The sequence below is a fragment of the Agrobacterium sp. CNPSo 2736 genome, assembly GCF_004005385.1.
Taxonomy (GTDB): domain Bacteria; phylum Pseudomonadota; class Alphaproteobacteria; order Rhizobiales; family Rhizobiaceae; genus Agrobacterium; species Agrobacterium leguminum.
The window spans coordinates 185,913-208,448 of the sequence record NZ_RZTX01000003.1; the positions used below are offsets into that span (position 1 = coordinate 185,913).

Below are 22,536 nucleotides of genomic sequence, written 5' to 3' on the forward strand. Positions count from 1 at the left end.
GTATTCCCGGCCTGCGCCGCTCGCGCAGGAATCACGGAAAAACTCGCTTTCACCCAATAGTATTACAACGCAAGGGCAAAAGGACTCAAATTTTGTCGTCCGGATTGAGAAGACGGTGCATATGCACGATAAAATAACGCATATGGGCGTTATCGACGGTCATCTGCGCCTTGGACTTCCATGCGGTGAGCGCGGAAGCATAGTCCGGATAGATACCGACGATATCGAGCGCGTTCAAATCCCGGAACTGAACATCCTGAAGGTTTTCCAGTTCGCCGCCGAATACGAGGTGCAGCAGCTGTTTCTGTTTGCCAGATTCCGTCATGTCTTTGTCTCTTTCTTAAACTCTGAGAGAGGCCTTCATCTGCGGGATTTCCCGGCAAACGTCAACTGTCAGACAGATGTGAAAACGCTTTCAAAAGTGCAGGCAGCGCATAATCTGCTGCAGCGCACAATGCGGGGTGGTTCACCTGCCGGCGATTATACATCAGAGGTTTTCCATCCAGCCCGACCAGCCGGCCGCCAGCCTTCTCCAGAATGAGGTCGGCAGCGGCGAGATCCCACTCGTGCGAGTTGGCCTTGACCAGCGTTCCGTCGATGCGGCCATCCGCCACCATGGCCAGCCGGTAGGCGAGCGAGGGTACGTGCGGAATGCGCTTGACGCCACCCCGCACCTCTTCCGGCAGATGCGTGATCACGTCTTCGGGCGCCGCCAGATGGAAGATGCCGGCATTTTCACGCGCGGCAAAAACGGGCGCTCCGTTTTTCAGCGCTTCGCCGCCTTCCAATGCGGTGAACTCCTCGGCAAGCGCCGGGGCTACAAGGGCCGCGACCACCGGCCGGCCCTCATGCACCACCGCGACGCTGACGCACCAGGTATCCCGGCCACCGATGAAGGCGCGGGTGCCATCGATGGGGTCGACAACGAAGACGGTGGAGCGGGAAAGCCTGTCCGTATCGTCATCCGTCTCTTCGGAGAGCCAGCCGTATTCCGGCCGGGCGGAGCGCAGGATGGTTTCGAGAATTTCATTGGCGGCGTAGTCGGCCGCGCTGACCGGCGAAAGCCCGCCATTCTTCCACCAGACCTCGGGATCCTTGCGGAAGAAACCGAGGGCCGTCTCGCCCGCCTTGCGGGCGGCTTCGAGGACCAGCCTCAGATCGGAGGCCCAGCGGGCCTCAGCCATATCGTTCATTTTGCCGTCTTTTCCGCGCGCCTCACACGGCGCGCCCGTTTTTCTTCTCGCACTTGCACACAAAGTGCCGGCGAAAACAACCCGCGGGCCGTCTCACTTGCCCGCGATCGTCATGCCTTCAATGGCGAGCGTCGGGGCAGCGACGCCGTATTTACGGTCGATGTCATTAGCCGGCGTGACCCGCATGAACATGTCCTTCAGGTTCGAGGCGATGGTGACCTCGGAAACCGCGAAGGTCTTTTCGCCCTTCTCGATCCAGAAACCGCTCGCCCCGCAGCTATATTCACCCGTGATCATATTGGCGCCGTGGCCGATCAGCTCGGTGACGTAAAAGCCGGTTCCGACCTGTCGCAGCAGGTCATCCGGCGAGAGGTCGCCCGGCTCCAGCGCCAGATTGGTGGAGGCCGGCGAAACCGCCGTGCCGCCGCGCACGCCGCGACCGTTGGTTTCAAGGCCGAGTTCCCGCGCCGCCGAGGTGGACAGGAACCAGTGCTTGAGAACACCGTCCTCAATCATCGTCATCTTCTCGCCGCGCACGCCCTCGCCATCGAAGGGACGCGAGGACGGGCCGCGCACGATCTGCGGATCGTCGGTGAGATAAAGGCCCTTTTTCAGAACCTGCTGACCCATCTTATCGCGCAGGAAGCTGGTCTTGCGGGCAACCGACGCGCCGTTGATGGCGCCAGCAATCGCACCGACAAAACCGCGGGCGATGCGCGGATCGAAAACCACGGTGATGTTGCTGCCGGTATCGACCTGGCGCGGGCCGACACGGCGCACGACTTTTTCCCCGGCGCGGCGGCCGATTTCTTCGGCGGCATCCAGATCGGCATAATAAAGGCGGCTGTCGAAATCGTAGTCGCGCTCCATCTTCGTGCCTTCGCCGGCAATGACGCTGACGGAACGGCTGAAGCGGCTGCCCATATAGCTGCCGGAAAAACCGTGCGAGGTGGCAAGCACGAGGCCGCCCATGCCGCTCGATGCGCCGGCGCCGGAGGAATTGCTGACACCCTTGACCGCAAGTGCTGCCTCTTCCGAAGCAAGGGCTGCCTCACGCAGCTGATCGGCCGACACTTCCGTCGCATCGAAAAGCTGAAGATCGTCATAGGAAGTGGCCAGCCGTTCCTTGTCCGCAAGGCAGGCAAAGGGGTCTTCCGGCGAAACCTTCGCCATCGCCACGGCCCGCTCCGCCAAGGTCTTCAGGTCGAAGCCCGGATTGGCCGAAACGCTTGCCACCCGGCGGCCAACGAAGACGCGCAGGGAAAAATCGTCGCTTTCGGAGGATTCGGTGCTTTCCACCTTGCCGAGCCGCACGCCGACCGATTGCGAGCGGGAGCGGACGACAACGGCATCCGCCTCATCCGCACCGGCGGCGCGGGCAAGATCGACAAGCTGGCTGGCGCGATCGAGAAGTTTGGAAGAATCTATTTCTGAGGACATGAGTTGGCCTTTCATTCCTGTTCCATTTATTGTGCCAGGAACCCCGCATCAAGGGCGAAACGCCGCTTTCTCCATTCGGACGGTATTGTCGCCACCCTATTCGAAAGTCCGCCCGCATGACCGAGCACGACGCTCTCTTTTCCGAACCCCTGCTGCTTCTGGCCGGCGCGGTCATCGCAGCCTCGGTTTTCCGCAAGCTCGGGCTCGGCACCGTGCTCGGTTATCTGGTGGCGGGCATCATCATCGGGCCGTTCCTGCATCTGGTCACGGATGCGAAGGACATCTTCAACGTCTCGGAACTTGGCGTCGTTTTCCTGCTCTTCATCATCGGTCTCGAACTGAAGCCGTCGCGCATCTGGCAGATGCGGCGCGATATCTTAGGGCTTGGGATGGCGCAGGTGCTGGTGACGGGCAGCGTGCTGGCGGCCATTGCCTGGTGGGCAGGGCTGATCGACTGGCGCGGCAGCCTCGTCGCAGGTTTCGGCCTTGCGCTTTCCTCCACCGCCTTTGCGCTGCAAATCCTTGCCGATGACGGCGACATGAATACGCGGCACGGCAACCGCTCCTTTTCGATCCTGCTGTTTCAGGACCTCGCCATCGTGCCGCTTCTTGCCCTCGTCACCATTCTTTCCAACCGGCCGGATGTGCCGACGGATTCCATGGTATCCGATCTCATCGCCTCCGTCGTCGCGGTGGCCGGCATGGTGCTGGCCGGGCGGTATCTGCTGACGCCGATGTTCCAGATCATCGCCCGCACCGGCGCGCGGGAGGTGATGATCGCCGCCGCCCTCTTCGTCGTCATCGGCGCCGCCGCCATCATGGAGGCGGTGGGTTTGTCGATGGGCATGGGCGCGCTGCTGGCGGGGCTGATGCTGTCTGAATCCTCTTACCGGCACGAGCTGGAGGCCGATATCGAGCCGTTTCGCGGCCTGTTTCTGGCGCTGTTCTTCATGGCTGTCGGCATGTCGCTGCATATTCATATCGTCTATGAGCATATTCTGCTCATCCTGATCGCCGTGCCGGCGATGATGGCGGTGAAGGCGGCGCTGATCTATGGCCTCTGCCGCATCGCCGGCTCGTCGCGTTATGCATCGAGCCGCATCGCGCTGCTTCTGGCGCAGGGCGGCGAATTCGGCTTCGTGCTCTTCACCACCGCTGCCGCCTCCGGCCTGTTTCCGCAGGCAACGGCCTCGATCCTCGTTGCCGTCGTCACGCTTTCCATGGCGCTGACCCCGCTTCTGGCGGTGATTTCACGCCGGCTGACGGCGGAGGATGCGGAAGAGGACAAGCTGGAAGAGGATTTCGACGGGGCGGGCGCGGATGTGCTGATGATCGGCTTTTCCCGCTTCGGCCAGATCGCCTCGCAGATCCTTCTCGCCGGCGGGCGCGACGTGACTGTCATCGACAGCTCGGCCGACCGCGTGCGGCAGGCCGCCCGTTTCGGCTTCCGCATCTTTTTCGGCGATGGCACCCGCAAGGACGTGCTGATCGCCGCCGGCATCGAGCGGGCCGATCTCGTTGCGGTCTGCACCCACAAGAAGGAGGTGACCGACCGTATCATCGACATGATCCAGTCGGAATTTCCGAGCGTGCGCATCTATGCCCGCTCCTATGACCGCGTGCATTCCCTCGACCTCAGAAAAAAGGGCGTGGAATATGAAATCCGCGAAACGCTGGAATCGGGTCTGCTGTTCGGCAGGCGCATTCTGGAGGGGCTGGATTTGGATGGCGAAAGGGCGCTGGCGATTGCCGACGACATTCGCGAGCGCGACGAGGAGCGGCTTCAGCTACAGGCCGTGGAAGGCCTCGCCGCCGGCCGGCAGATGCTGCACAACAAGCCGGTGCGCGAGGTGAAGCCCGAACCGCTGATGAAGCCGAAGACCAAGGCGGAAAAGTGGGAAGAAGAAGAGAATGCGGAGGACAGCGAGACGGAAGTTTCGCTTTGAATTGAGTTCAACTTAGTGACTGGGAGAGCAGCGCTTGTTTCTTCTCCCCGCCGGGGAGAAAAAAGGGGCGGGCGGCAACCTCACTTAACTTGTCACGCCTCCACGCCCTGCCCGCGATGAAACAGTTCCACCTGCATGTCGATCTGCCGTTTCAGATCGTCCTTGATGCCGGCCGATGCGTTCAGCACCTCTTCGGACTTCAGGAAATCCAGCACACCGAAACGGTGCACCGGCGGGCGCAGGAAAATATGCGGCGGGCGTAGCCTCAGTTTCAGGGCAATCGCTGCCTGCATCATTAGCTGGCTGGCGCCGAACAGGCTGTCCAGCCGGTTCGGCATGGTGGTTCCATCACCTTCCGGGCCACCGACGACATCAACGCCGATGACGATATCGGCGTGATCGAGCAGATGCTCATAGGGCACCGGATTAAAAATGCCGCCGTCGATCATGATGCGGCCATCGATACGCACGGGCATGAACAAAGCGGGAATGGCGGCAGATGCGGCCAGCGCCTGGATGATCTCGCCGCGTTCCACCACCACTTCGGACTGGGCGTAATAATCCGTGGTTATCACTTTGAGCGGAATGGCAAGCTCGGAAAAATCCTTCGGCAGAGCCTGCGGCATCAGGGCGTGAAGGATGAGTTCGAGGTTGAACTGCCCGAGGCGAAAACCGTCCACCGCATGGCGCATCGATGCCGGGCCGAGGCTCCAGAGCCGGTTGGCAACCGAGCCTTTTCGTCCCATCAGCTCAAGCGTGTATTCACGGATTTCCCGGCCGGTCATGCCGGCCGCCATGCCCGCGCCTATGATGGAGCCGATGGACGAACCGGAAATCGCCACGGGCCGGATGCCGAGTTCGTCCAGCGCCTCGATGACGTTGATGTGGCAGATGCCGCGGGCGCCGCCGCCGCCGAGCGCCAGTCCGAAGGTCGGCTCATGGCTGCCCGCACCGTCATCTTGGAGAACCTCTTCCCCGGCGCGGACGATCGTTATGCTCTCGTTTACACCCTGCTCCATGCGAATACCCAAATTCTTTCCACGGCAAAGACTCTGCCTATTGCGCAAACAAGACAAGACCGTGGCGTGACGGGAAGGTGTTCCTGTTAGAGCGTTCTCGCTTTTCTTCGAATCGCGAAAACACTCTAACTCTTTGTTATGTCGCATTTCCGGACGGAAAACCGGGCTCCGCTTTTCCTGGAAATGTTTTAAGGCTCGTAACGGTAGAAATGCATTTTCGTATCGCCGAAGATGCGGCTTTCGAGCGGTTTGAAAACCGGATCGACCTTGACCGTCACATCGCCGCGCTCTTCGAGGATGGCGAGCGCGCCGGGGTTCAGCCAGCCGCCGCCATGGGCGGCCGCGAAAGCCTTCTCGCCATGGCCATAGCCATAGGGCGGATCGGCGAAGAGAAGATCGAAGGGTTCGATATTGTTGACGCCGCCGAGCTTGGTGGCGTCACGCCGCAGGATACGGGCGCGGCCATGCAGACCCAGCGCATCGATATTTTCCCAGAGCAGCCCCCTGCCCTCCACGCCGTTTTCGACGAAGAGCGCCACGCGACAGCCGCGCGAAAGCGCCTCCAGACCGACCGCACCGGTTCCGGCAAAAACATCCAGAACGCGCGTGCCATCCAGACTTTCCGGATAGGCATGGCTCAGAATATTGAAGAGGCTTTCCCGCGTCCTGTCGATGGTCGGACGAATGGAATTCGATTTCGGCGCGGCCAGTATCCGGCCGCGGAACTCACCGCCTACGATCCGCATTACGTGTCATTCCCCTGCCTCCAGAAGGTTTGCCACCCGGGCCTTTGCCGCCCGGCTTGCCGCCGCCGGGACCACCGGGGCCTTTGCTCTTGCCTGAGAAACCCGAACGTTCGCCACGCTCGCCCGACTTTCCGAAAGATGGCTTGCCGAATCCGGATTTACCGGCCGGCTTGCCGCCACGGGGCTTGTCTCCCGCCGGGCGCTCACCGCGTGGGCGGTCACCGTCTTCACGGGGCCTGTCGCGGAACGGACGGTCACCGAAAGGTTTTTCGCCACGGGGGCGGTCGCGGAACGGACGGTCACCCTCTTCGCGCGGCTTGTCACGGAACGGCCGGTCGCCGAAAGGTTTGCCGCCGCGTGCCGGGCGGTCACCGAAGCTTTTTTCACCGCGCGGACGGTCGCCACGCGGGCGATCACCTTCTTCACGCGGCTTGTCGCGGAATGGCCGGTCGCCGAACGGCTTTCCGCCGCGTCCACCACGATCACCAAAGCTCTTTTCGCCACGCGGACGGTCGCCGCGTCCGCGACCAGCTTCCTCTTCACGGGGGGAATCTGAGCGGATCCACTCGCCCTCGGCATCCGCATGCCGCACGACGTTGCGCCGCGCTTCGTCCTGGGCGGAAGGCTTCTTGAAGAGGTTTTCAGCTTCCGCGCGGGCGGAAGACTTACGTTCCTTGCCGTCACGGGTGGGCCTTGCACCGGGCGCCATCCAGACATTGGCCGTGCGGCTGGTGCCGGCGGCCTGGCGGGGGCGGCGGTCGTCGCCTTCATCCTCGCTGCGGCCTTTGGCGCCAAATTTCCCGGCGGGCTTGGAGCCGAACTTGCCGGCGGGCTTGTCGCCGCGCTTGGTATCGAGACGGCCGAGCGCCTTTTCGCGGCGGTCTTCCGGCTTGCCGCTCTTTTCGAAGCGCGGCTTGCCTTCCGGCGCATCGCTCTTCGCCCATTCGGATTTTACGGGCCGCTTCGGCGTGTCGTCTTCTTCATCCTCAACGGGCGCATTGTAGATCGGCGCGTCGAAATTGGCGCCGGCCTGTTCGATCAGACGCGGGCCGAGCTGGTCGCGCAGCATGCGGCCGCGCACTTCCAGCACCTTGCCTTCAGCGAGATCGCCGAGCTGGAACGGACCGTAGGAAACGCGGATCAGGCGGTTGACCTCGAGACCGAGCGCGCCGAGCACGTTCTTGATCTCGCGGTTCTTGCCTTCACGCAGACCCATGCTGATCCAGACATTGTGGCCCTGGGTGCGGTCGAGCGTGGCATCGATTGCACCGTAGAGCACGCCGTCGACGGCAATGCCTTCCTTCAGCTTGTCGAGCGCGGCCTGATCGACCTCGCCATGGGCGCGCACGCGGTAACGGCGCAGCCAGCCGGTGGTCGGCAGTTCCAGCACGCGGGAAAGACCGCCATCGTTGGTGAGCAGCAGCAGGCCTTCGGTATTGATATCGAGACGGCCGATGGACAGAACGCGCGGCAGTTCACCCGGCAGATTGTCGAAAACGGTCGGACGGCCTTCCGGGTCGGAATTGGTCGTCACCAGACCGGCGGGCTTGTGGTAGAGCCACAGTCGCGTGCGCTCGGCACCGCGAATCGGCATGCCGTCCACTTCGATCTTGTCGGACAGCGTGGCGTTGACCACCGGCGTATCCAGCTTGACGCCGTTCAGCGACACGCGGCCTTCCATGATCATGCGCTCGACATCGCGGCGCGAGGCCACACCGGCGCGCGCCATGATCTTGGAAATGCGCTCGGGCTTGGAAGCGCCAACGGTTTCCGGCACCGGGGCGACCTTTGCCTCGGTCGGTTTCTTTTCGCGCTCTGCGGCGGGCTTGCCGGGGCCTTTCGGCTTCCTGTCGCGGCTAAATGTCTTGCCGCCGTCACGCTTCGGCTTGTCTTTAAAAGTCATTTGCTGTTTGCCTGTTGTTTGGGCTGTCCTATCAGGTCCAAGCACAAGGGTTAAGAGGAAATTGAAACGCAATGGCCGAAAGGACGCATTTCATGGAGCTGGCGCTTTCGGAAGCCCGTGCCGCGGCTGAGCGGCAGGAGGTTCCGATCGGCGCTGTACTGGTTATGGACGGCCGCGTCATCGCCCGTTCCGGCAACCGCACCCGTGAATTGAACGATGTGACGGCTCACGCCGAAATCGCCGTGATCCGCATGGCCTGCGAAGCGCTGGAGCAGGAACGCCTGCCCGGCGCCGATCTCTATGTGACACTGGAGCCCTGCACCATGTGCGCGGCGGCGATTTCATTCGCCCGTATCCGCCGGCTCTATTACGGCGCGCGAGACCCGAAGGGCGGCGCAGTGGAGAGTGGCGTGCGTTTCTTCAGCCAGCCGACATGCCACCATGCGCCGGATGTCTATTCGGGACTGGCGGAAAGCGAAAGTGCGGAAATCCTGCGGCAATTTTTCCGCGAGAAACGTCTAGACGATTGAGTGACCGGCGGGAGACGCAAGCTTTCCCGCAGGCCGTCAGCCATTCATTATTACTGGAAGGGGTTCCACCAGCTCTTGCCGGTGTTTGCCACGGCCGCTTCTTTCTTGCGGCGCTTTTCCTTCTTCTGTTCCGGTTCGCCGAGATCGGTCAGCTGATCCTGCGGGACGCTACGATATTCAGCCGGCGGATCGGTGAGGAACTTGCGCTGGGCGTTGACGACGGAGCCGCCCTGGGCATCGGCCTTGGCCTTGCGGAAGGCTTCCCATTTCTGGGTCTCGGTCATCTGGCCGGCCGTGCCGTTGCCGGCGAGCAGCGGCGAACGATAATGCGGGTTGTTCTTGTTGGCATCCGCCTCTTCGCGCAGGCGTTCGCGGGTTTCTTCCGGCGATTCGACCCATTGCGGATTGTTTTCGCGGCTTGCCATGTTCTGCTGCGGCTCTGCCAGCTGTTCGGCACGGGCCTGGGCGGGAACGACGAGGCCGGGGCGCGGGCTGTATTTCAGGTTGCGCTTTTCCTGATCGTTGCCGGTGATCGAGGTCGCGTTGCCGAGATCGTCGACAAGCTGTTCCGCCGCCGTCTTGCCCGTACCGTAGGTCGGGCTCGTGCAGGCGCCCAGCAACACGCCTATCGTCGTGACGCCAACAACCGTGCGAAACATGCCCAAACCCTGCGCATTACCCTGCATCGTCTTCATTGAAACCCTTCCAGCCGTCCGTCCCACTTCGCCAGACATCGTCTTTCGGCAGGCGGCAGCCCGCATTGCCGTGCAAATCCGGCCATTTTCAGGCAGGTGTACCGGATGAAGAGGCAAAGCGCAATTCATCCGGTCATTTTCATCGCGCATCGGATCATCCGAGGGCTGCAAGCTCTCGCAGCGCGGCCGCATCGCGGGCGGAAACCTCCGGATAGGCCGGATCGGAGCCGACATCGGTGGTGATGCGCCAGGAACGGGCGCATTTTACGCCTTCCGCCAGCTTCTGCTCGACCACGACCTTTGCCACTTCCGGCAGGCGGAAGCCATCGGCCGGGCCTTCATCGCCCACCACCGAGATGGCCGAAGTGATGCAGATTTCGGCGAAATCCTGCCCCTTCAGCGCCGCCAGAAGATCGGCGTCGGTAATGTGCACGACAGGGGCAGCTTCCAGCGAAGAGCCGATACGCTTTTCACGGCGTTCCACTTCCAGCGCGCCGGTAACAACCGTGCGGACCTTGCGGATTTTTTCCCACTTCGCTTCCAGCGCATCGTTCTTCCATTCCGCCGGGATTTCCGGGAACTGGACGAGATGCACCGATTCCGCATCCGGATAACGCGACAGCCACGCTTCTTCCGTCGTGAAGGGCAGCATGGGTGCCAACCACGAGACGAGGCAATCGAACAGCTTCGCGATGACCGAGAGGGCAGCGCGGCGCTTCAGCGAGGATGGCGCGTCACAATAAAGTGTGTCCTTGCGGATATCGAAATAGAAGGCCGAAAGCTCGACATTGGCGAAATCCACCAGCGCGCGGGCGATCTTCTTGAACTCGAAGCCGTCATAACCTTCACGCACGACGCCATCCAGTTCGGACAGGCGGTGCAGCACCAGCTTTTCCAGCTCCGGCAGATCGGCATAGGCGATCTCCTCGCCCTCATAATGGGCGAGCGTGCCGAGCATCCAGCGGATGGTGTTGCGCAGCTTGCGATAGGCATCGACATTGGTCTGGATGATGGCCTTGCCGAGGCGCTGGTCATCCCAATAATCCGTGGTCATGACCCACAGGCGCAGGATATCCGCGCCGGCGTCCTTCATGACTTCCTGCGGAGAAACCACGTTGCCCTTGGACTTCGACATCTTCTCGCCCTTCTCATCCATGGTGAAACCATGGGTGACAACGGCGTTGTAAGGCGCACGGCCACGCGTCGCGCAGCTTTCCAGCAGCGACGAGTGGAACCAGCCGCGATGCTGGTCGGAACCTTCCAGATAGACATCCGCCGGCCACTTCATGTCCGGGCGGTCTTCCAGCGTGAAGGTATGGGTGCAGCCGCTGTCGAACCAGACGTCGAGAATGTCCATGACCTGCTGCCAACGGGCATGGTCGTGGTCATTGCCGAGGAAACGTTCCTTGGCGCCTTCGGCGAACCAGGCGTCAGCACCTTCGGCCTCGAAGGCCTCGAGGATGCGGGCGTTGACGGCCTCATCGATCAGGACTTCGCCCTTCTCATCGGCGAAGACGGCGATCGGCACGCCCCAGCTGCGCTGGCGCGACAGAACCCAGTCGGGCCGGCCTTCGATCATGGCGCGCAGGCGGTTCTGGCCGGAGGCCGGAACGAAGCGGGTGTCGTCGATAGCACTCAGCGAGCGCGAACGCAGCGTCGTGCCGTCGCCCAGTTCCTTGTCCATATAGACGAACCATTGCGGCGTGTTGCGGAAGATGACCGGCTTCTTGGAACGCCAGCTATGCGGATAGCTGTGCTTCAGACGGCCGCGGGCAAACAGGTTGTTTTCCGCGATCAGCGCCTTGATGACGCGGTCATTGGCATCGCCCTTCTTGCCGTTATCGTCCATGACGCGGGCAGCGCCGCCTTCGGCGGACGGGCCGAAACCGGGGGCGTCTTCGGTGTAGAAACCGTCATCGCCAACCGGGAACGGGATGGCCGACGAAACGCCGCGCGCTTCCAGCTCACGCTGATGCGCGGTCCAGACGTCAAAGTCCTCACGGCCGTGGCTCGGCGCTGTGTGCACGAAACCCGTACCGGCATCGTCGGTGACGTGATCGCCTTCGAGAAGCGGAACCGGGAAATCGTAGCCGAGCGACGCCAAAGGATGGGCGCAGGTGATGGCGGCCAGTTCTTCCGTTTCCACGTCGCGAACGAGCTTGAAGGTCAGCTTCGCCTTGGCTGCGGCCTCATCGGCGAGCTTCTTGGCGAAGATCAGCTTTTCGCCCGGCTGCGGACCGAAATCGTTCTGCGCGCTTTCGACTTCGAACAGGCCGTATTCGACCCGCGAAGAAAACGCGATGGCGCGGTTGCCGGGGATGGTCCACGGCGTCGTTGTCCAGATGACGACGGAGACGCCGGAAAGACCGGGAACCGCATCCTTGACCGGGAATTTCACCCAGATCATGTCGCTCTCGACATCGGCATATTCGACTTCGGCTTCCGCCAGCGCCGTGCGCTCGACGACCGACCACATGATGGGCTTCGAGCCGCGATAAAGCTGGCCGGTGCGGGCGATCTTCAGGAGTTCGCCGGCGATGCGGGCTTCTGCGTGGAAGTTCATCGTGGTGTAGGGGTTTTCGAAGTCGCCCTCGATGCCGAGGCGCTTGAACTCTTCCGACTGAACCTTGATCCAGCCGGCCGCGAAGTCACGGCATTCCTTGCGGAATTCGTTGACCGGAACCTCGTCCTTGTTCTTGCCCCTGGCGCGATAGGCTTCCTCGATCTTCCATTCGATCGGCAGGCCGTGGCAATCCCAGCCCGGAACGTAATTGGCGTCGTAACCGCGCATCTGGAACGAGCGGGTGATGACGTCTTTCAGGATCTTGTTCAGCGCGTGGCCGATGTGGATGTTGCCGTTGGCATAGGGCGGGCCGTCATGCAGCACGAATTTTTCGCGGCCGGCGGCGGAGGCGCGCAGGCGTTTGTAGAGGCCCATTTCCTGCCAGCGCTTCACCGTTTCCGGTTCCTTCTGCGGCAGGCCGGCGCGCATCGGAAAATCCGTCTGCGGCAGATACAGGGTGGCGGAATAGTCGAGTTTTTCTGCGGTGTCGCTCATAATCGTACCGTTGTTGCGCGCCGTGGCGGTCGCGCCGTCTCAATTCAAAACAGGGCAAATACGGAAAGCGCCATGACAAATGTCATGACAAGCGCCAAAATCCCGGACCTTCCGGCTCGTCAGAGCGGGCGGAAAGCCGGGCCAATAATTCGGCCAATCTGAGTTTTAAACATCAACCGGTATTGGGACATGGCGGATTGTTTATGCGGTTTTCCGGTAAAAAGGAAGAGAAAAGCGACAGCAACCGGGGCCGGAATAAGGGGCTGTTGGCCCTTTCAGCTCAAAAGGCGATCTTGGCGTCCAGTTCGCTCAGCGGCCGCACGCCTGACAGCATTGCCCTTGCCTCTTCCTCGTCGCGCCTGATTTGCGCCACCAGCGGTTCGAGACCGTCAAATTTCAGCTCGTCGCGCAGATGCCCGAAGAAGGACACCGAACAGACCTCGCCATAAAGATCGCCTGAAAAATCGAAGACGAATGTTTCGAGCAGCGCCGCACCGTTTTCGGTGACGGTCGGGCGGTAACCGAAGCTTGCCACGCCATCGCGGATCGAACCGTCCGGGCGGCGGAACCGCACGGCATAGATGCCGGCCTTCAGTTCCGTTTCCGGCGCCAGCGCCATGTTGGCGGTGGGATAACCCAACGTGCGACCGAGCTTCTGGCCGCCGATGACTTCGCTTTCCACCGTGAAGCGATAACCGAGCAGACCTGCGGCGCCCGCCACATCGCCTTCGCACAGAAGCGAGCGGATCCGGCTGGAGGAGACGACATCCGCGCCCTCGTCGCGGAAGGCATCCACCAGCGTCACGTCGAAGCCATGGCGTTTGCCGGCCTCCATCAGAAATGCCGGGCCGCCTTCGCGGCCCTTGCCGAAGTGGAAATCGAAGCCGGTGACGACGGCGCTGGCATGAAGCCAGTCGACCAGAATGGACTGGACGAATTCTTCCGCCGAGCGCTGCGAAAATTCCCGGTCGAAGGGATATTCGATGACGGAGCGGAAACCGATGGCCTCAAGGATGCGCGCCTTCAGCGGCGCGGGCGTGAGGCGAAAGACCGGCGTATCGGGACGGAAGACGGAACGGGGATGCGGCTCGAAGGTCAGCACCAGCGCGGGAACGCCACGGGCTTCCGCCAGCTCCAGAGCACGATCCAGCACGGCCCGGTGGCCGCGATGCACACCGTCGAAATTGCCGATGGCGATGACGCCGCCGCGAAGAGCTTCCGGCAGCGGCTCCTTTTTTTCATTGCGGTGAAAAACGGTCATGGCAATCGATCCATTCCTGCGCCAGCTATTCCTCAGGCAAGACGTCCTCAGGCGAGACGGGGCATCCACCAGCCGGGAGCCGCGCCCTGCCCCTTGAGATAGGCGTTGAGAAGCGCCTCGTCCGTCTGGCCGTTCAGCGTATATTCGGCGGCGTGAATGCCGCCGCTGATATAAAGAAGGTTGAGGCCGCTCGCAATCGCGCCCTTCACATCCGTCGGCATGCCGTCGCCGATGGCGAGCACGCGATCCTTGGCGAAAGCGCCGCGCACCTCCTTGGCCGCCGCAAGGCAGGCTTCATAGATCGGCGCATGCGGCTTGCCGGCAATGCGGACCTCGCCGCCGAGCTGTTCGTAGTAAGCGGCCATGGCGCCGGCGCAGGGAATGATGCGCTCGCCGCGCTCCACCACCAGATCGGGATTGGCGCAGATCATCGGCACGTTGCGGGCAATGAAGCCCTTGAGCATTTCGGTATAGTCTTCGGGCGTCTCCGTCTCGTCGTCGAAGAAGCCGGTGCAGACCACGGATTCCGTTTCCGCCTCGCCGACACATTCGACATCGAGACCTTCCAGCAGCGGCATGTCCCGTTCCGGGCCGAGCAGGAAGACCTTTTTTGGGCCTTCCGCGATCAGGCCGCGGGTGACGTCGCCGGACGTGATGATACGGTCATAGGCCTCATCCGGCACGCCGAGAACGCGAAGCTGGGCGATGACGCCGGGAGCGGGGCGCGGCGAATTGGTGATGAGCACCACCGTCTTGCCGGCCTTGCGCGCTTCCCGCAGGGCAACCGCCGCATCCGGAAAGGCGCTGACGCCATTGTGCAGCACGCCCCAGACATCCGAAAGAATAACGTCGAACCCAGCCGTAATTTCGCCGAGAGTGAGAATGCGATGGGCCATGAGATGCTTTCCGGATGCGAGAAGAGGGTGAGCGTCACATCGCAAAGCGGGACGCCGATGGCAAGGAAAAAAGCGCCGCCAGACCGGTCTTTGGCCCGCCTGACGCAGCATGAACACAAATGCCCCTTAGATGCGATGCGGCCGCAACGCGCGAAAAGAACGACGTCGCCGCGCCCGTCCGCGCATGGGAAATTTCTGTCATGGAACGCTGATAACCATAAGCCATGAAATTTTTCAGACAGGGCGTTCTTGACTCCGGAAGAAGCCCTCCTTATCTCGGTTCCGCTGGCACTCAAACAAGAAGAGTGCTAACACCCATCACGCGAGCCTGCGAAGGTTCATGAAGTCATTTGATCGAGGGATTAGGCAATGACAAGCACCAATTTCCGCCCGCTTCACGATCGCGTCGTCGTTCGTCGCGTTGAATCCGAAGCCAAGACCAAGGGCGGCATCATCATTCCCGATACCGCCAAGGAAAAGCCGCAGGAAGGCGAAATCGTCGCCGTCGGTTCCGGCGCACGCGATGAGTCCGGCAAGGTCGTCGCTCTCGACGTCAAGGCTGGTGACCGCGTTCTGTTCGGCAAGTGGTCGGGCACCGAAGTCAAGCTCAACGGCGAAGACCTTCTGATCATGAAGGAAGCCGACATCATGGGCATCATCGGCTGATCTGGCCGAACCCGTCCTTCCTTAAATTTCAAGCCGGACCCGGTCCGGCCATTCGAAACCAGGAGTTTTGAACATGGCAGCCAAAGAAGTAAAATTCGGCCGCACAGCGCGCGAAAAGATGCTCAAGGGCGTCGACGTTCTTGCTGATGCAGTGAAGGTAACCCTCGGCCCGAAGGGTCGTAACGTCGTTATCGACAAGTCCTTCGGCGCTCCGCGCATCACCAAGGACGGCGTTTCCGTCGCCAAGGAAATCGAACTGGAAGACAAGTTCGAGAACATGGGCGCGCAGCTCGTTCGCGAAGTTGCCTCCAAGACCAACGACATCGCCGGTGACGGCACCACCACCGCGACCGTTCTGGCCCAGGCCATCGTTCGCGAAGGTTCCAAGGCGGTTGCTGCCGGCATGAACCCGATGGACCTGAAGCGCGGTATCGATCTGGCCGTTGCTGAAGTCGTCAAGGACCTTCAGGCCAAGGCCAAGAAGATCAACACGTCTGAAGAAGTTGCGCAGGTCGGCACGATCTCTGCAAACGGCGAGCGTCAGATCGGTCTCGACATTGCTGAAGCAATGCAGAAGGTCGGCAACGAAGGCGTCATCACCGTTGAAGAAGCCAAGACCGCTGAAACCGAACTCGAAGTCGTCGAAGGCATGCAGTTCGACCGCGGCTACCTGTCGCCCTACTTCGTGACCAACCCGGAAAAGATGGTTGCGGACCTCGAAGACGCATACATCCTCCTGCACGAAAAGAAGCTCTCGAACCTCCAGGCCATGCTGCCGGTTCTCGAAGCTGTCGTTCAGACCGGCAAGCCGCTCGTCATCATCGCTGAAGACGTCGAAGGCGAAGCTCTTGCAACGCTCGTCGTCAACAAGCTGCGTGGCGGCCTCAAGATCGCTGCCGTCAAGGCTCCGGGCTTCGGCGACCGCCGCAAGGCCATGCTGGAAGACATCGCCATCCTGACCGGTGGTACCGTCATTTCCGAAGACCTCGGCATCAAGCTCGAAAACGTTACCCTCGACATGCTCGGCAAGTCGAAGAAGGTTTCGATCTCCAAGGAAAACACCACGATCGTTGACGGCGCCGGCCAGAAGTCCGACATCGAAGGCCGTGTTGCCCAGATCAAGGCCCAGATCGAAGAAACCACCTCCGACTACGATCGCGAAAAGCTGCAGGAACGTCTTGCCAAGCTCGCTGGCGGCGTTGCCGTTATCCGCGTCGGCGGTTCGACGGAAGTCGAAGTGAAGGAAAAGAAGGACCGCATCGACGACGCTCTCAACGCGACGCGCGCTGCCGTTCAGGAAGGCATCGTACCGGGCGGCGGCGTTGCCCTGCTGCGTTCGTCCACGAAGATCACCGCAAAGGGTGAAAACGACGACCAGGAAGCCGGTATCAACATCATCCGCCGCGCCCTGCAGGCTCTGGTTCGCCAGATCGCAGACAACGCAGGTGACGAAGCTTCCATCGTTGTCGGCAAGATCCTCGAGAAGAACGAAGACAACTACGGCTACAACGCCCAGACCGGCGAATATGGCGACCTGATCCAGCTCGGCATCGTCGACCCGGTCAAGGTTGTTCGTACGGCTCTGCAGAACGCAGCTTCGGTTGCTTCGCTGCTGATCACCACCGAAGCCATGATCGCCGAGCTTCCGAAGAAGGACGCTCCGATGCCGGCAATGCCGGGCGGCGGCATGGGCGGCATGGACTTCTAATCAGTCCTGTCACCGGAATAAGGAAAGGGCGGTCTTCGGACCGCCCTTTTTCTTTGCCGCCCATGCGTGATTGACGGAAGGCGGCGCGCCTTATCGGCCTCATCCTTGGGATGCTTCATGAAAATCAACAGGTTGCACAATTCTGAAGGCCGAAAGCGGAACGGTTCGTGTATTGTCCCGTTTTGGAACAGGCATGATTTTATCCGGCTATTTTTTGCGGCCCTATGCAATAATGGGGCACATTCAAGAGCGAATCACCACCCAATACGGGGCCGGTTTCCACTCAGACCGGCTTATAAGTGCGCTATTTAGTTGTGCTTTTTCGCAAGTCTCGCGATTTTGAAGAAGAAATACATAATATTTTTGATTTTCTCACTGGCTGGTTGTTGTAGGTAGGGGAAAATAAACTATAAGTCACCCCCCGTAAGGGTTCCGCGACGGGGCGGCCAGCATCGAAGGGGTTTCGATGCCTGGCAAACACGTTCGACTGCGGGTGGCGGTAAAGGTTCAACCTGGCAGTGGCGCTTGAAGTGGCGGCGCTGGCACGTGTTCATGCGGGGGCGCGATTTGTTTGAAATATCAAGACGCAACGATGCTCTGCCTGCGGCGCTGACGACCACGCCCGATCCCCGGACCCTGTCGCATTTCTTCATGTCGGAGGAGTGGAGCAGCGATCTTTCCAGTGGCGTCATCCGGCTCGGCGAACACGCGTCGTTCATGCATGGCCTGCCGCCGGGCGAGTGCGGGTTGCTCAGCCTTGTCCGCTGTTACGACCGCGCTGACCACGCCCGCGTTCTGGAACTTTTCGAGCAGGTCTCCACTGCACCCTCACGTTTCTGTTTTTCAACCGGCCTCTCCATCTTGCCGGCGATGCGCCAGCCGGTCATCTGCATGGGTGAATCTTCCGGCTTCGAAGACGGGCAGCAAGGGCGCATATCAGGGCTTTTCCTGTTTCCGCGCCTTGAGGATATTCGCTTCGCCGCCTGAACATAGCCAACGGACCCAGGATGTTCGTTCACTATATGAAGACAATTCGTCTCCTATTGTTCATCTTTCGGCGCGAATGATTTTCGGTCATTGATATCTTCAGACATTGCAGTTCAACCGGCGACACGCCGATTATTTACCGGAGATATCCATGTCCAGCAGCCAGAACGTTCTCGTTCTCATCGCCCGTATTCTGCTTTCTTTCATCTTCATCACGTCGGGCTTCAGCAAGCTCGTCGATCCGGCCGGTACGGCCGGCATGATCACGGGCGCCGGCCTGCCCGCCGCAACCGCGCTTGCCTATATCGCAGGCCTGTTCGAACTCGTTGCCGGTCTTGCCATTCTCGCTGGTTTCCAGACCAAAATCGCTGCCTGGGCGCTTGCCGTCTTCTGCGTCTTCACCGGTCTGGTTTTCCACAGCGGCACCGTTGCCGTTCCCGGCTGGCCTGAGCCGGCTCTTGGCTGGATCAACACGCTGAACGGCATCATGATGGTGAAGAACATCACCCTTGCCGGCGCTTACATCCTGCTTGCCGCCTTCGGCCCCGGCGCCTATTCCGTCGACGCTAAGCGCGGCACGGCTGTGGCCCACGCCTGAGCCAGACAGATCGACCAATAAAAAGCCGCCGGATCGCTCCGGCGGCTTTTTGTTTTATGTCGTCAGACCGCAGCCCTGATGCGCGAGGCGATCTCCTGAACCGCCGCATCGCCTTCGTGTTCCGGCTTGCGGGCGCGCACGAAGCAGGCTTCCGAGCGAACAATAATGCCGTCCGCGAGGATTTTCAGGTGGTTGGCCCTGAGTGTCGAGCCGGTCGAGGTGATATCGACGATGATATCCGCCTGCCCCGCAGCCGGTGCACCTTCGGTCGCGCCAAGGCTTTCGACGATGCGATAAAGCTGAATGCCGTGCTGGCGCGAAAAGAACTGCTGCGTCAGCCTCCAATATTTGGTGGCGATGGCGAGCCTGCGGCCATGACGGGCGCGGAACTCAGACGCCACATCGCCAAGATCGGCCATGCTGTCCACATCCAGCCAGATTTCCGGCACCGCGACCACGACGTCGGCATGGCCGAAACCGAGGCGGGCGCAGAATTCAACCTGCGCATCGGCATTGGTCAGTCCCTCGCGCACAAGGTCCTCACCCGTCACGCCGAAATCCACTGTGCCGGCGCCGATCTCGCGGGCGATCTCGGAAGCCGACAGATAGGCGATTTCGATATCGTCGCGTCCTTCGATGCGGCCGCGATAGGAGCGGTCATTGCCGACAGCCGCGACTTTCAGCCCGGCGCGTTCCAGAACGGCGGAGGCATCTTCCTTCATCCGGCCCTTTGAGGGCAATGCGATGGTGATCATGGCCTGTTGCTCCCACGCACCGCTTCGATGCGATCCAGCCAGAGCGAAAAGCCCACGGCCGGGATTTTTTCCTGTGCGCCGAGCAGGGTCAGCAGCCGGTCGAAACGGCCGCCGCCGGCCAGAACGCTGTCTCCACCCGCTTCCACCACCTCGAAGACAAGGCCGGTATAATAATCGAGCGGACGACCGAAGGCCGCGCCATAGCTGACGGTTTCGAGATCGACACCGGCATTGGCAAGCGCTGCGACGCGTTTATCGAAAGACGAAAGCGCGCCGTCCAGTTTCAGCTTCGCCTTTGCGGCAAAATCGGCAAGAACCTGCGAGGCCTGCGGCAGGGGCGCCTTCAGGGCCAGGAACTGCTTGAGCAGCGCGAAGCTTTCATCCGGCAGGCGCGTGGCGGCAAGCGCCAGTTTTTCCCGCAGGCGGCGGGCGATTTCCTGCGGTGAACGGCTGGCATTGGTGGAATAGCCGGTCTCCTGCATCACCGTATCGAGATAATCGACCAGCACCGCCTCGTCGCCCGTCGCCAGAAGGCCGGCGACCCTTGCATCCAGCCCGGTCATCGGCTTGGGATGCACGAGGCCTTCCAGAAGCGCGTCGAGCTGCGCCATATCGCCGAAGGCCTGCACCAGCCGCTTCTGCCAGCCAAGCGGCAGGCCAAGGGCGGCAACCACCGCTTCAAACACCTGCTGGTCGCCCAGCGTGACGGCAAGCGCCCGGCCCGGCAGCAGGCGCTGCAGAATGCCGGTGGCGTCAATGACGGCACGAGCATCGGCGGCGGCGATATCGGTATCGCCGAGATCCTCGATACCGGCCTGATAAAACTCGTTGGCACCTTCGCGACGCTGGCGGAAGACTTCGCCGAGATAGGAATAACGCTTCGGCGTGCCAGTCGCCGTTTCGATATGGCGCAGGCAGACCGGGATGGTGAATTCGGGGCGCAGGCACAGGCTCTCACCCGTTTCGCTCTCCGTCATGAAGATACGGCGGCGCAGATCCTCGCCTGCCATATCCAGAAACGGTTCGGCGGGCTGGATGACCGGCGTGTTCACACGGCTCGTGCGGCGCGCGGCGAATTCTTCCAGTAGCTCTCCGGAAAATTCCGGCATGTCGATCAGGGGCATGGAACGGTACTTTTCGTCACGGTTCGAGCGGCTGCATCATTTCGATGCGGTTTCCGAAGGGATCATGGACATAAAACCGGTGATACCCTTCAAGCGGCTCATCCTCAACCACATGGCAGCCTGCTGTTTCAAGTGTTTTTCGCAAGGTTGCCATATCATCGACCAGAAAGGCCGGATGGGCTTTGCGCGCCGGGCGGAAATCCTGCTCGACCCCGAGATGCAGTTTTATCGAACCCCGACTGAACCAGCACCCGCCCCGCGCGGCCAGATTGGCGGGTTTTGCCTGCTCCGCAAAGCCGAGCAGGCCGCCATAGAAAGAGCGCGCCTCATCTTCGCGGCCCGCCGGCATCGCCAGTTGAACATGGTCGAGCGCAAGGATCGCCATGGCCTCAGCGCCCTTCGGCGGCGCGGCGAACGTCCTCTGCCTGATGCTCCAGAATCTCGCGAACCTTCGCCACCAGTTCGGCTTCCGGGACGCTGACCTGCGCCACACGCGCCTCGCGCCAGCTGGCATTGTCCTCGATCTCGCCGGACAGGCGCTTGCCTTCGATCAGATCCTTGATCTGCACCACGCCTTCGGCGCGCTCATCACCGCCCTGGATGATGGCGATGGGGGAGCCGAGACGGTCGGCATATTTCAGCTGGTTGCCGAATTTCTTCCAGTTGCCCTGGTACATTTCAGCGCGGATGCCCTCGGCGCGCAGCGCCTGCGTGAAGCGCTGGTAACGGCCCATGCTCTCCACATCGCCATCCATGACAGTGATCAGAACCGGTGCAAGCGGCTTGACCTGACCGAGCTTGCCGAGGTTCTTCAAAGCCGTCATCAGGCGCGAAACGCCGATGGAGAAGCCCGTGGCCGGAACCGGCTGGCCCATGAAGCGTGAAACGAGGCCGTCATAACGCCCGCCGCCGCCGACGGAGCCGAACACGACCTTTTCGCCCTTTTCGTTGGTGACATCGAAGCTCAGCTCGGCCTCATAGACCGGGCCGGTGTAATATTCGAGGCCACGCACGACGGAAGGATCAATCTTGATGCGCGTCGCATCGTAACCGGCACTGGTGACCAGAGCGCCGATGATGTTCAGCTCCTCAACGCCTTCCCCGCCTCTCGAGGTGCCCGCGACCAGTTTCGCCAGATCGTCGGCGCTTGCCGCATAATCCTTGATGCCGACGAAAAACAGCACCTTTTCGATCTGCTCCTCGCCAAGACCAGCACCCTTGGTGAAATCGCCGGATTCATCCTTGCGGCCGGGGCCGAGCAGCAGCTTCACGCCTTCAGGACCGAACTTGTCGAGCTTGTCGATGGCACGCAGCACGTTGAGACGACGGCCGGCATTGTCCTCGCCGCCGAGACCGATGGCTTCCATGACGCCGTCGAGCACCTTGCGGTTGTTGACGCGAATGACATAGTCGCCGCGCTGAATTCCGAGCGCTTCCAGCGTATCGGCCATCATCATGCACATTTCGGCATCGGCCTGCACGCCGGCGGCGCCCACGGTATCGGCATCGAACTGCATGAACTGCCGGAAGCGGCCGGGGCCGGGCTTTTCATTGCGGAAGACATAACCGGCGCGATAGGTGCGGTATGGCAGCTGGATTTCGTTGAAGTTTTCCGCGACATGACGGGCAAGCGGCGCGGTCAGATCGTAGCGCAGGCTCATCCACTGGTCGTCATCGTCCTGCAGCGAAAACACACCTTCGTTCGGCCGGTCGCTATCGGGCAGGAATTTGCCGAGCGCATCGGTATATTCGAACAGCGGGGTTTCCACCGGATCGAAGCCGTAAAGCTCATAGACCCTGCGGATCTTCTCGATCATCTCATTGGTGGCATGAATATCGGCAACCGAGCGATCCACGAAGCCGCGCGGCAGGCGGGCTTTCAGTTTCTGAGGCTTTTTTGCTTTTTCGCTCATGGGGCCGATCCGATATTTTCCTGAAATCAAGCCGGTGTATTAGAGGATGAAGCCCGGTGCGGCAAGCCGCAAAGGCTGCGGTTCTACTGGCCTGTTCA

General features: G+C 61.4%; 20 protein-coding genes. 6 read left to right on the forward strand and 14 right to left on the reverse strand.

Going from position 1 to position 22,536, the window contains the following annotated elements:
* Positions 1–85: 85 nt before the first annotated feature.
* The 3 genes from EM858_RS07275 to EM858_RS07285 form a co-directional block, all read right to left on the reverse strand.
* Positions 86–325, reverse strand: a complete 240-nt coding sequence (locus tag EM858_RS07275; protein ID WP_003494094.1) for a DUF4170 domain-containing protein — start codon at positions 323–325, stop codon at positions 86–88.
* Between the two features lie 61 nt (positions 326–386).
* Positions 387–1,193, reverse strand: a complete 807-nt coding sequence (locus tag EM858_RS07280; RefSeq protein ID WP_080856002.1) for a 3'(2'),5'-bisphosphate nucleotidase CysQ — start codon at positions 1,191–1,193, stop codon at positions 387–389.
* A 93-nt stretch (positions 1,194–1,286) separates the two neighbouring features.
* Positions 1,287–2,633 carry a TldD/PmbA family protein gene (locus EM858_RS07285; RefSeq protein WP_127756294.1) on the reverse strand — a complete coding sequence of 449 codons (1,347 nt, stop codon included), beginning with the start codon at positions 2,631–2,633 and terminating at the stop codon, positions 1,287–1,289.
* A 116-nt stretch (positions 2,634–2,749) separates the two neighbouring features.
* Here EM858_RS07285 and EM858_RS07295 point away from each other — a divergent pair, with 116 nt between their 5' ends.
* On the forward strand, positions 2,750–4,579 hold the full coding sequence (locus EM858_RS07295) for a monovalent cation:proton antiporter-2 (CPA2) family protein (RefSeq protein WP_127756295.1): 1,830 nt from the start codon (positions 2,750–2,752) through the stop codon (positions 4,577–4,579).
* A gap of 92 nt (positions 4,580–4,671) precedes the next feature.
* On the opposite strand, the gene EM858_RS07300 is transcribed toward EM858_RS07295, so the two are convergent.
* The 3 genes from EM858_RS07300 to EM858_RS07310 form a co-directional block, all read right to left on the reverse strand.
* Positions 4,672–5,598 carry a patatin-like phospholipase family protein gene (locus EM858_RS07300; RefSeq protein WP_127756296.1) on the reverse strand — a complete coding sequence of 309 codons (927 nt, stop codon included), beginning with the start codon at positions 5,596–5,598 and terminating at the stop codon, positions 4,672–4,674.
* A 188-nt stretch (positions 5,599–5,786) separates the two neighbouring features.
* A complete protein-coding gene (gene rsmD, locus EM858_RS07305; protein ID WP_127756297.1) occupies positions 5,787–6,344 on the reverse strand; it encodes a 16S rRNA (guanine(966)-N(2))-methyltransferase RsmD in 558 nt (185 codons plus the stop codon).
* A complete protein-coding gene (locus tag EM858_RS07310; RefSeq protein WP_127756298.1) occupies positions 6,325–8,247 on the reverse strand; it encodes a pseudouridine synthase in 1,923 nt (640 codons plus the stop codon). The genes rsmD and EM858_RS07310 overlap by 20 nt, the downstream gene beginning before the upstream one ends.
* A gap of 71 nt (positions 8,248–8,318) precedes the next feature.
* Here EM858_RS07310 and EM858_RS07315 point away from each other — a divergent pair, with 71 nt between their 5' ends.
* Positions 8,319–8,777, forward strand: a complete 459-nt coding sequence (locus EM858_RS07315; protein WP_020811783.1) for a nucleoside deaminase — start codon at positions 8,319–8,321, stop codon at positions 8,775–8,777.
* A 50-nt stretch (positions 8,778–8,827) separates the two neighbouring features.
* Here the strand turns inward: EM858_RS07315 and EM858_RS07320 are convergent, their stop codons facing one another.
* The 4 genes from EM858_RS07320 to EM858_RS07335 all read right to left on the reverse strand — a co-directional run bounded on the left by EM858_RS07320 (position 8,828) and on the right by EM858_RS07335 (position 14,687).
* Complete coding sequence (locus tag EM858_RS07320; RefSeq protein WP_035261000.1) at positions 8,828–9,472, reverse strand: hypothetical protein; 645 nt, start codon at positions 9,470–9,472, stop codon at positions 8,828–8,830.
* 154 nt (positions 9,473–9,626) lie between these two features.
* Positions 9,627–12,530, reverse strand: coding sequence for an isoleucine--tRNA ligase (gene ileS, locus EM858_RS07325; RefSeq protein WP_127756299.1), 2,904 nt, complete (start codon positions 12,528–12,530; stop codon positions 9,627–9,629).
* A gap of 280 nt (positions 12,531–12,810) precedes the next feature.
* Positions 12,811–13,791 carry a bifunctional riboflavin kinase/FAD synthetase gene (locus tag EM858_RS07330; protein ID WP_080817639.1) on the reverse strand — a complete coding sequence of 327 codons (981 nt, stop codon included), beginning with the start codon at positions 13,789–13,791 and terminating at the stop codon, positions 12,811–12,813.
* A gap of 47 nt (positions 13,792–13,838) precedes the next feature.
* Positions 13,839–14,687 (reverse strand): TIGR01459 family HAD-type hydrolase, encoded by an 849-nt coding sequence (locus tag EM858_RS07335; protein WP_127756300.1) that lies wholly within the window; start codon positions 14,685–14,687, stop codon positions 13,839–13,841.
* Positions 14,688–15,056: 369 nt separating this feature from the next.
* Here EM858_RS07335 and groES point away from each other — a divergent pair, with 369 nt between their 5' ends.
* From groES to EM858_RS07360, 4 genes are all read left to right on the forward strand, one after another.
* Complete coding sequence (gene groES / locus EM858_RS07340; protein WP_003522946.1) at positions 15,057–15,353, forward strand: co-chaperone GroES; 297 nt, start codon at positions 15,057–15,059, stop codon at positions 15,351–15,353.
* A 73-nt stretch (positions 15,354–15,426) separates the two neighbouring features.
* Positions 15,427–17,061 carry a chaperonin GroEL gene (gene groL, locus EM858_RS07345; RefSeq protein WP_063947704.1) on the forward strand — a complete coding sequence of 545 codons (1,635 nt, stop codon included), beginning with the start codon at positions 15,427–15,429 and terminating at the stop codon, positions 17,059–17,061.
* A gap of 552 nt (positions 17,062–17,613) precedes the next feature.
* The gene (locus EM858_RS07355) at positions 17,614–18,048 is read left to right on the forward strand and encodes a hypothetical protein (protein WP_080817653.1); all 435 of its coding nucleotides are present in this window, start codon (positions 17,614–17,616) and stop codon (positions 18,046–18,048) included.
* 151 nt (positions 18,049–18,199) lie between these two features.
* Positions 18,200–18,646, forward strand: a complete 447-nt coding sequence (locus EM858_RS07360) for a DoxX family protein (RefSeq protein WP_127756301.1) — start codon at positions 18,200–18,202, stop codon at positions 18,644–18,646.
* A gap of 62 nt (positions 18,647–18,708) precedes the next feature.
* Here the strand turns inward: EM858_RS07360 and hisG are convergent, their stop codons facing one another.
* From hisG to hisS, 4 genes are read right to left on the reverse strand one after another with little or no spacing between them, the layout of a single operon-like run.
* The gene (gene hisG / locus EM858_RS07365) at positions 18,709–19,401 is read right to left on the reverse strand and encodes an ATP phosphoribosyltransferase (RefSeq protein ID WP_127756302.1); all 693 of its coding nucleotides are present in this window, start codon (positions 19,399–19,401) and stop codon (positions 18,709–18,711) included.
* Positions 19,398–20,525, reverse strand: coding sequence for an ATP phosphoribosyltransferase regulatory subunit (locus EM858_RS07370; protein ID WP_127756303.1), 1,128 nt, complete (start codon positions 20,523–20,525; stop codon positions 19,398–19,400). Before EM858_RS07370 ends, hisG begins: the two co-directional genes overlap by 4 nt.
* Positions 20,526–20,541: 16 nt before the next feature.
* Positions 20,542–20,910: a VOC family protein gene (locus EM858_RS07375; protein WP_127756304.1), complete on the reverse strand. Its 369-nt coding sequence runs from the start codon at positions 20,908–20,910 to the stop codon at positions 20,542–20,544.
* 4 nt (positions 20,911–20,914) lie between these two features.
* On the reverse strand, positions 20,915–22,438 hold the full coding sequence (gene hisS / locus EM858_RS07380) for a histidine--tRNA ligase (RefSeq protein ID WP_127756305.1): 1,524 nt from the start codon (positions 22,436–22,438) through the stop codon (positions 20,915–20,917).
* Positions 22,439–22,536: the final 98 nt, after the last annotated feature.

What these genes read in the sequence shown, in the direction of transcription:
- EM858_RS07275 (WP_003494094.1), bottom strand. Translation starts at nt 325, where the DNA reads ATGACGGAATCTGGCAAACAGAAACAGCTGCTGCACCTCGTATTCGGC.
- EM858_RS07280 (WP_080856002.1), bottom strand. Translation starts at nt 1,193, where the DNA reads ATGAACGATATGGCTGAGGCCCGCTGGGCCTCCGATCTGAGGCTGGTC.
- EM858_RS07285 (WP_127756294.1), bottom strand. Translation starts at nt 2,633, where the DNA reads ATGTCCTCAGAAATAGATTCTTCCAAACTTCTCGATCGCGCCAGCCAG.
- EM858_RS07295 (WP_127756295.1), top strand. Translation starts at nt 2,750, where the DNA reads ATGACCGAGCACGACGCTCTCTTTTCCGAACCCCTGCTGCTTCTGGCC.
- EM858_RS07300 (WP_127756296.1), bottom strand. Translation starts at nt 5,598, where the DNA reads ATGGAGCAGGGTGTAAACGAGAGCATAACGATCGTCCGCGCCGGGGAA.
- rsmD (WP_127756297.1), bottom strand. Translation starts at nt 6,344, where the DNA reads ATGCGGATCGTAGGCGGTGAGTTCCGCGGCCGGATACTGGCCGCGCCG.
- EM858_RS07310 (WP_127756298.1), bottom strand. Translation starts at nt 8,247, where the DNA reads ATGACTTTTAAAGACAAGCCGAAGCGTGACGGCGGCAAGACATTTAGC.
- EM858_RS07315 (WP_020811783.1), top strand. Translation starts at nt 8,319, where the DNA reads ATGGCCGAAAGGACGCATTTCATGGAGCTGGCGCTTTCGGAAGCCCGT.
- EM858_RS07320 (WP_035261000.1), bottom strand. Translation starts at nt 9,472, where the DNA reads ATGAAGACGATGCAGGGTAATGCGCAGGGTTTGGGCATGTTTCGCACG.
- ileS (WP_127756299.1), bottom strand. Translation starts at nt 12,530, where the DNA reads ATGAGCGACACCGCAGAAAAACTCGACTATTCCGCCACCCTGTATCTG.
- EM858_RS07330 (WP_080817639.1), bottom strand. Translation starts at nt 13,791, where the DNA reads ATGACCGTTTTTCACCGCAATGAAAAAAAGGAGCCGCTGCCGGAAGCT.
- EM858_RS07335 (WP_127756300.1), bottom strand. Translation starts at nt 14,687, where the DNA reads ATGGCCCATCGCATTCTCACTCTCGGCGAAATTACGGCTGGGTTCGAC.
- groES (WP_003522946.1), top strand. Translation starts at nt 15,057, where the DNA reads ATGACAAGCACCAATTTCCGCCCGCTTCACGATCGCGTCGTCGTTCGT.
- groL (WP_063947704.1), top strand. Translation starts at nt 15,427, where the DNA reads ATGGCAGCCAAAGAAGTAAAATTCGGCCGCACAGCGCGCGAAAAGATG.
- EM858_RS07355 (WP_080817653.1), top strand. Translation starts at nt 17,614, where the DNA reads ATGCGGGGGCGCGATTTGTTTGAAATATCAAGACGCAACGATGCTCTG.
- EM858_RS07360 (WP_127756301.1), top strand. Translation starts at nt 18,200, where the DNA reads ATGTCCAGCAGCCAGAACGTTCTCGTTCTCATCGCCCGTATTCTGCTT.
- hisG (WP_127756302.1), bottom strand. Translation starts at nt 19,401, where the DNA reads ATGATCACCATCGCATTGCCCTCAAAGGGCCGGATGAAGGAAGATGCC.
- EM858_RS07370 (WP_127756303.1), bottom strand. Translation starts at nt 20,525, where the DNA reads ATGCCCCTGATCGACATGCCGGAATTTTCCGGAGAGCTACTGGAAGAA.
- EM858_RS07375 (WP_127756304.1), bottom strand. Translation starts at nt 20,910, where the DNA reads ATGGCGATCCTTGCGCTCGACCATGTTCAACTGGCGATGCCGGCGGGC.
- hisS (WP_127756305.1), bottom strand. Translation starts at nt 22,438, where the DNA reads ATGAGCGAAAAAGCAAAAAAGCCTCAGAAACTGAAAGCCCGCCTGCCG.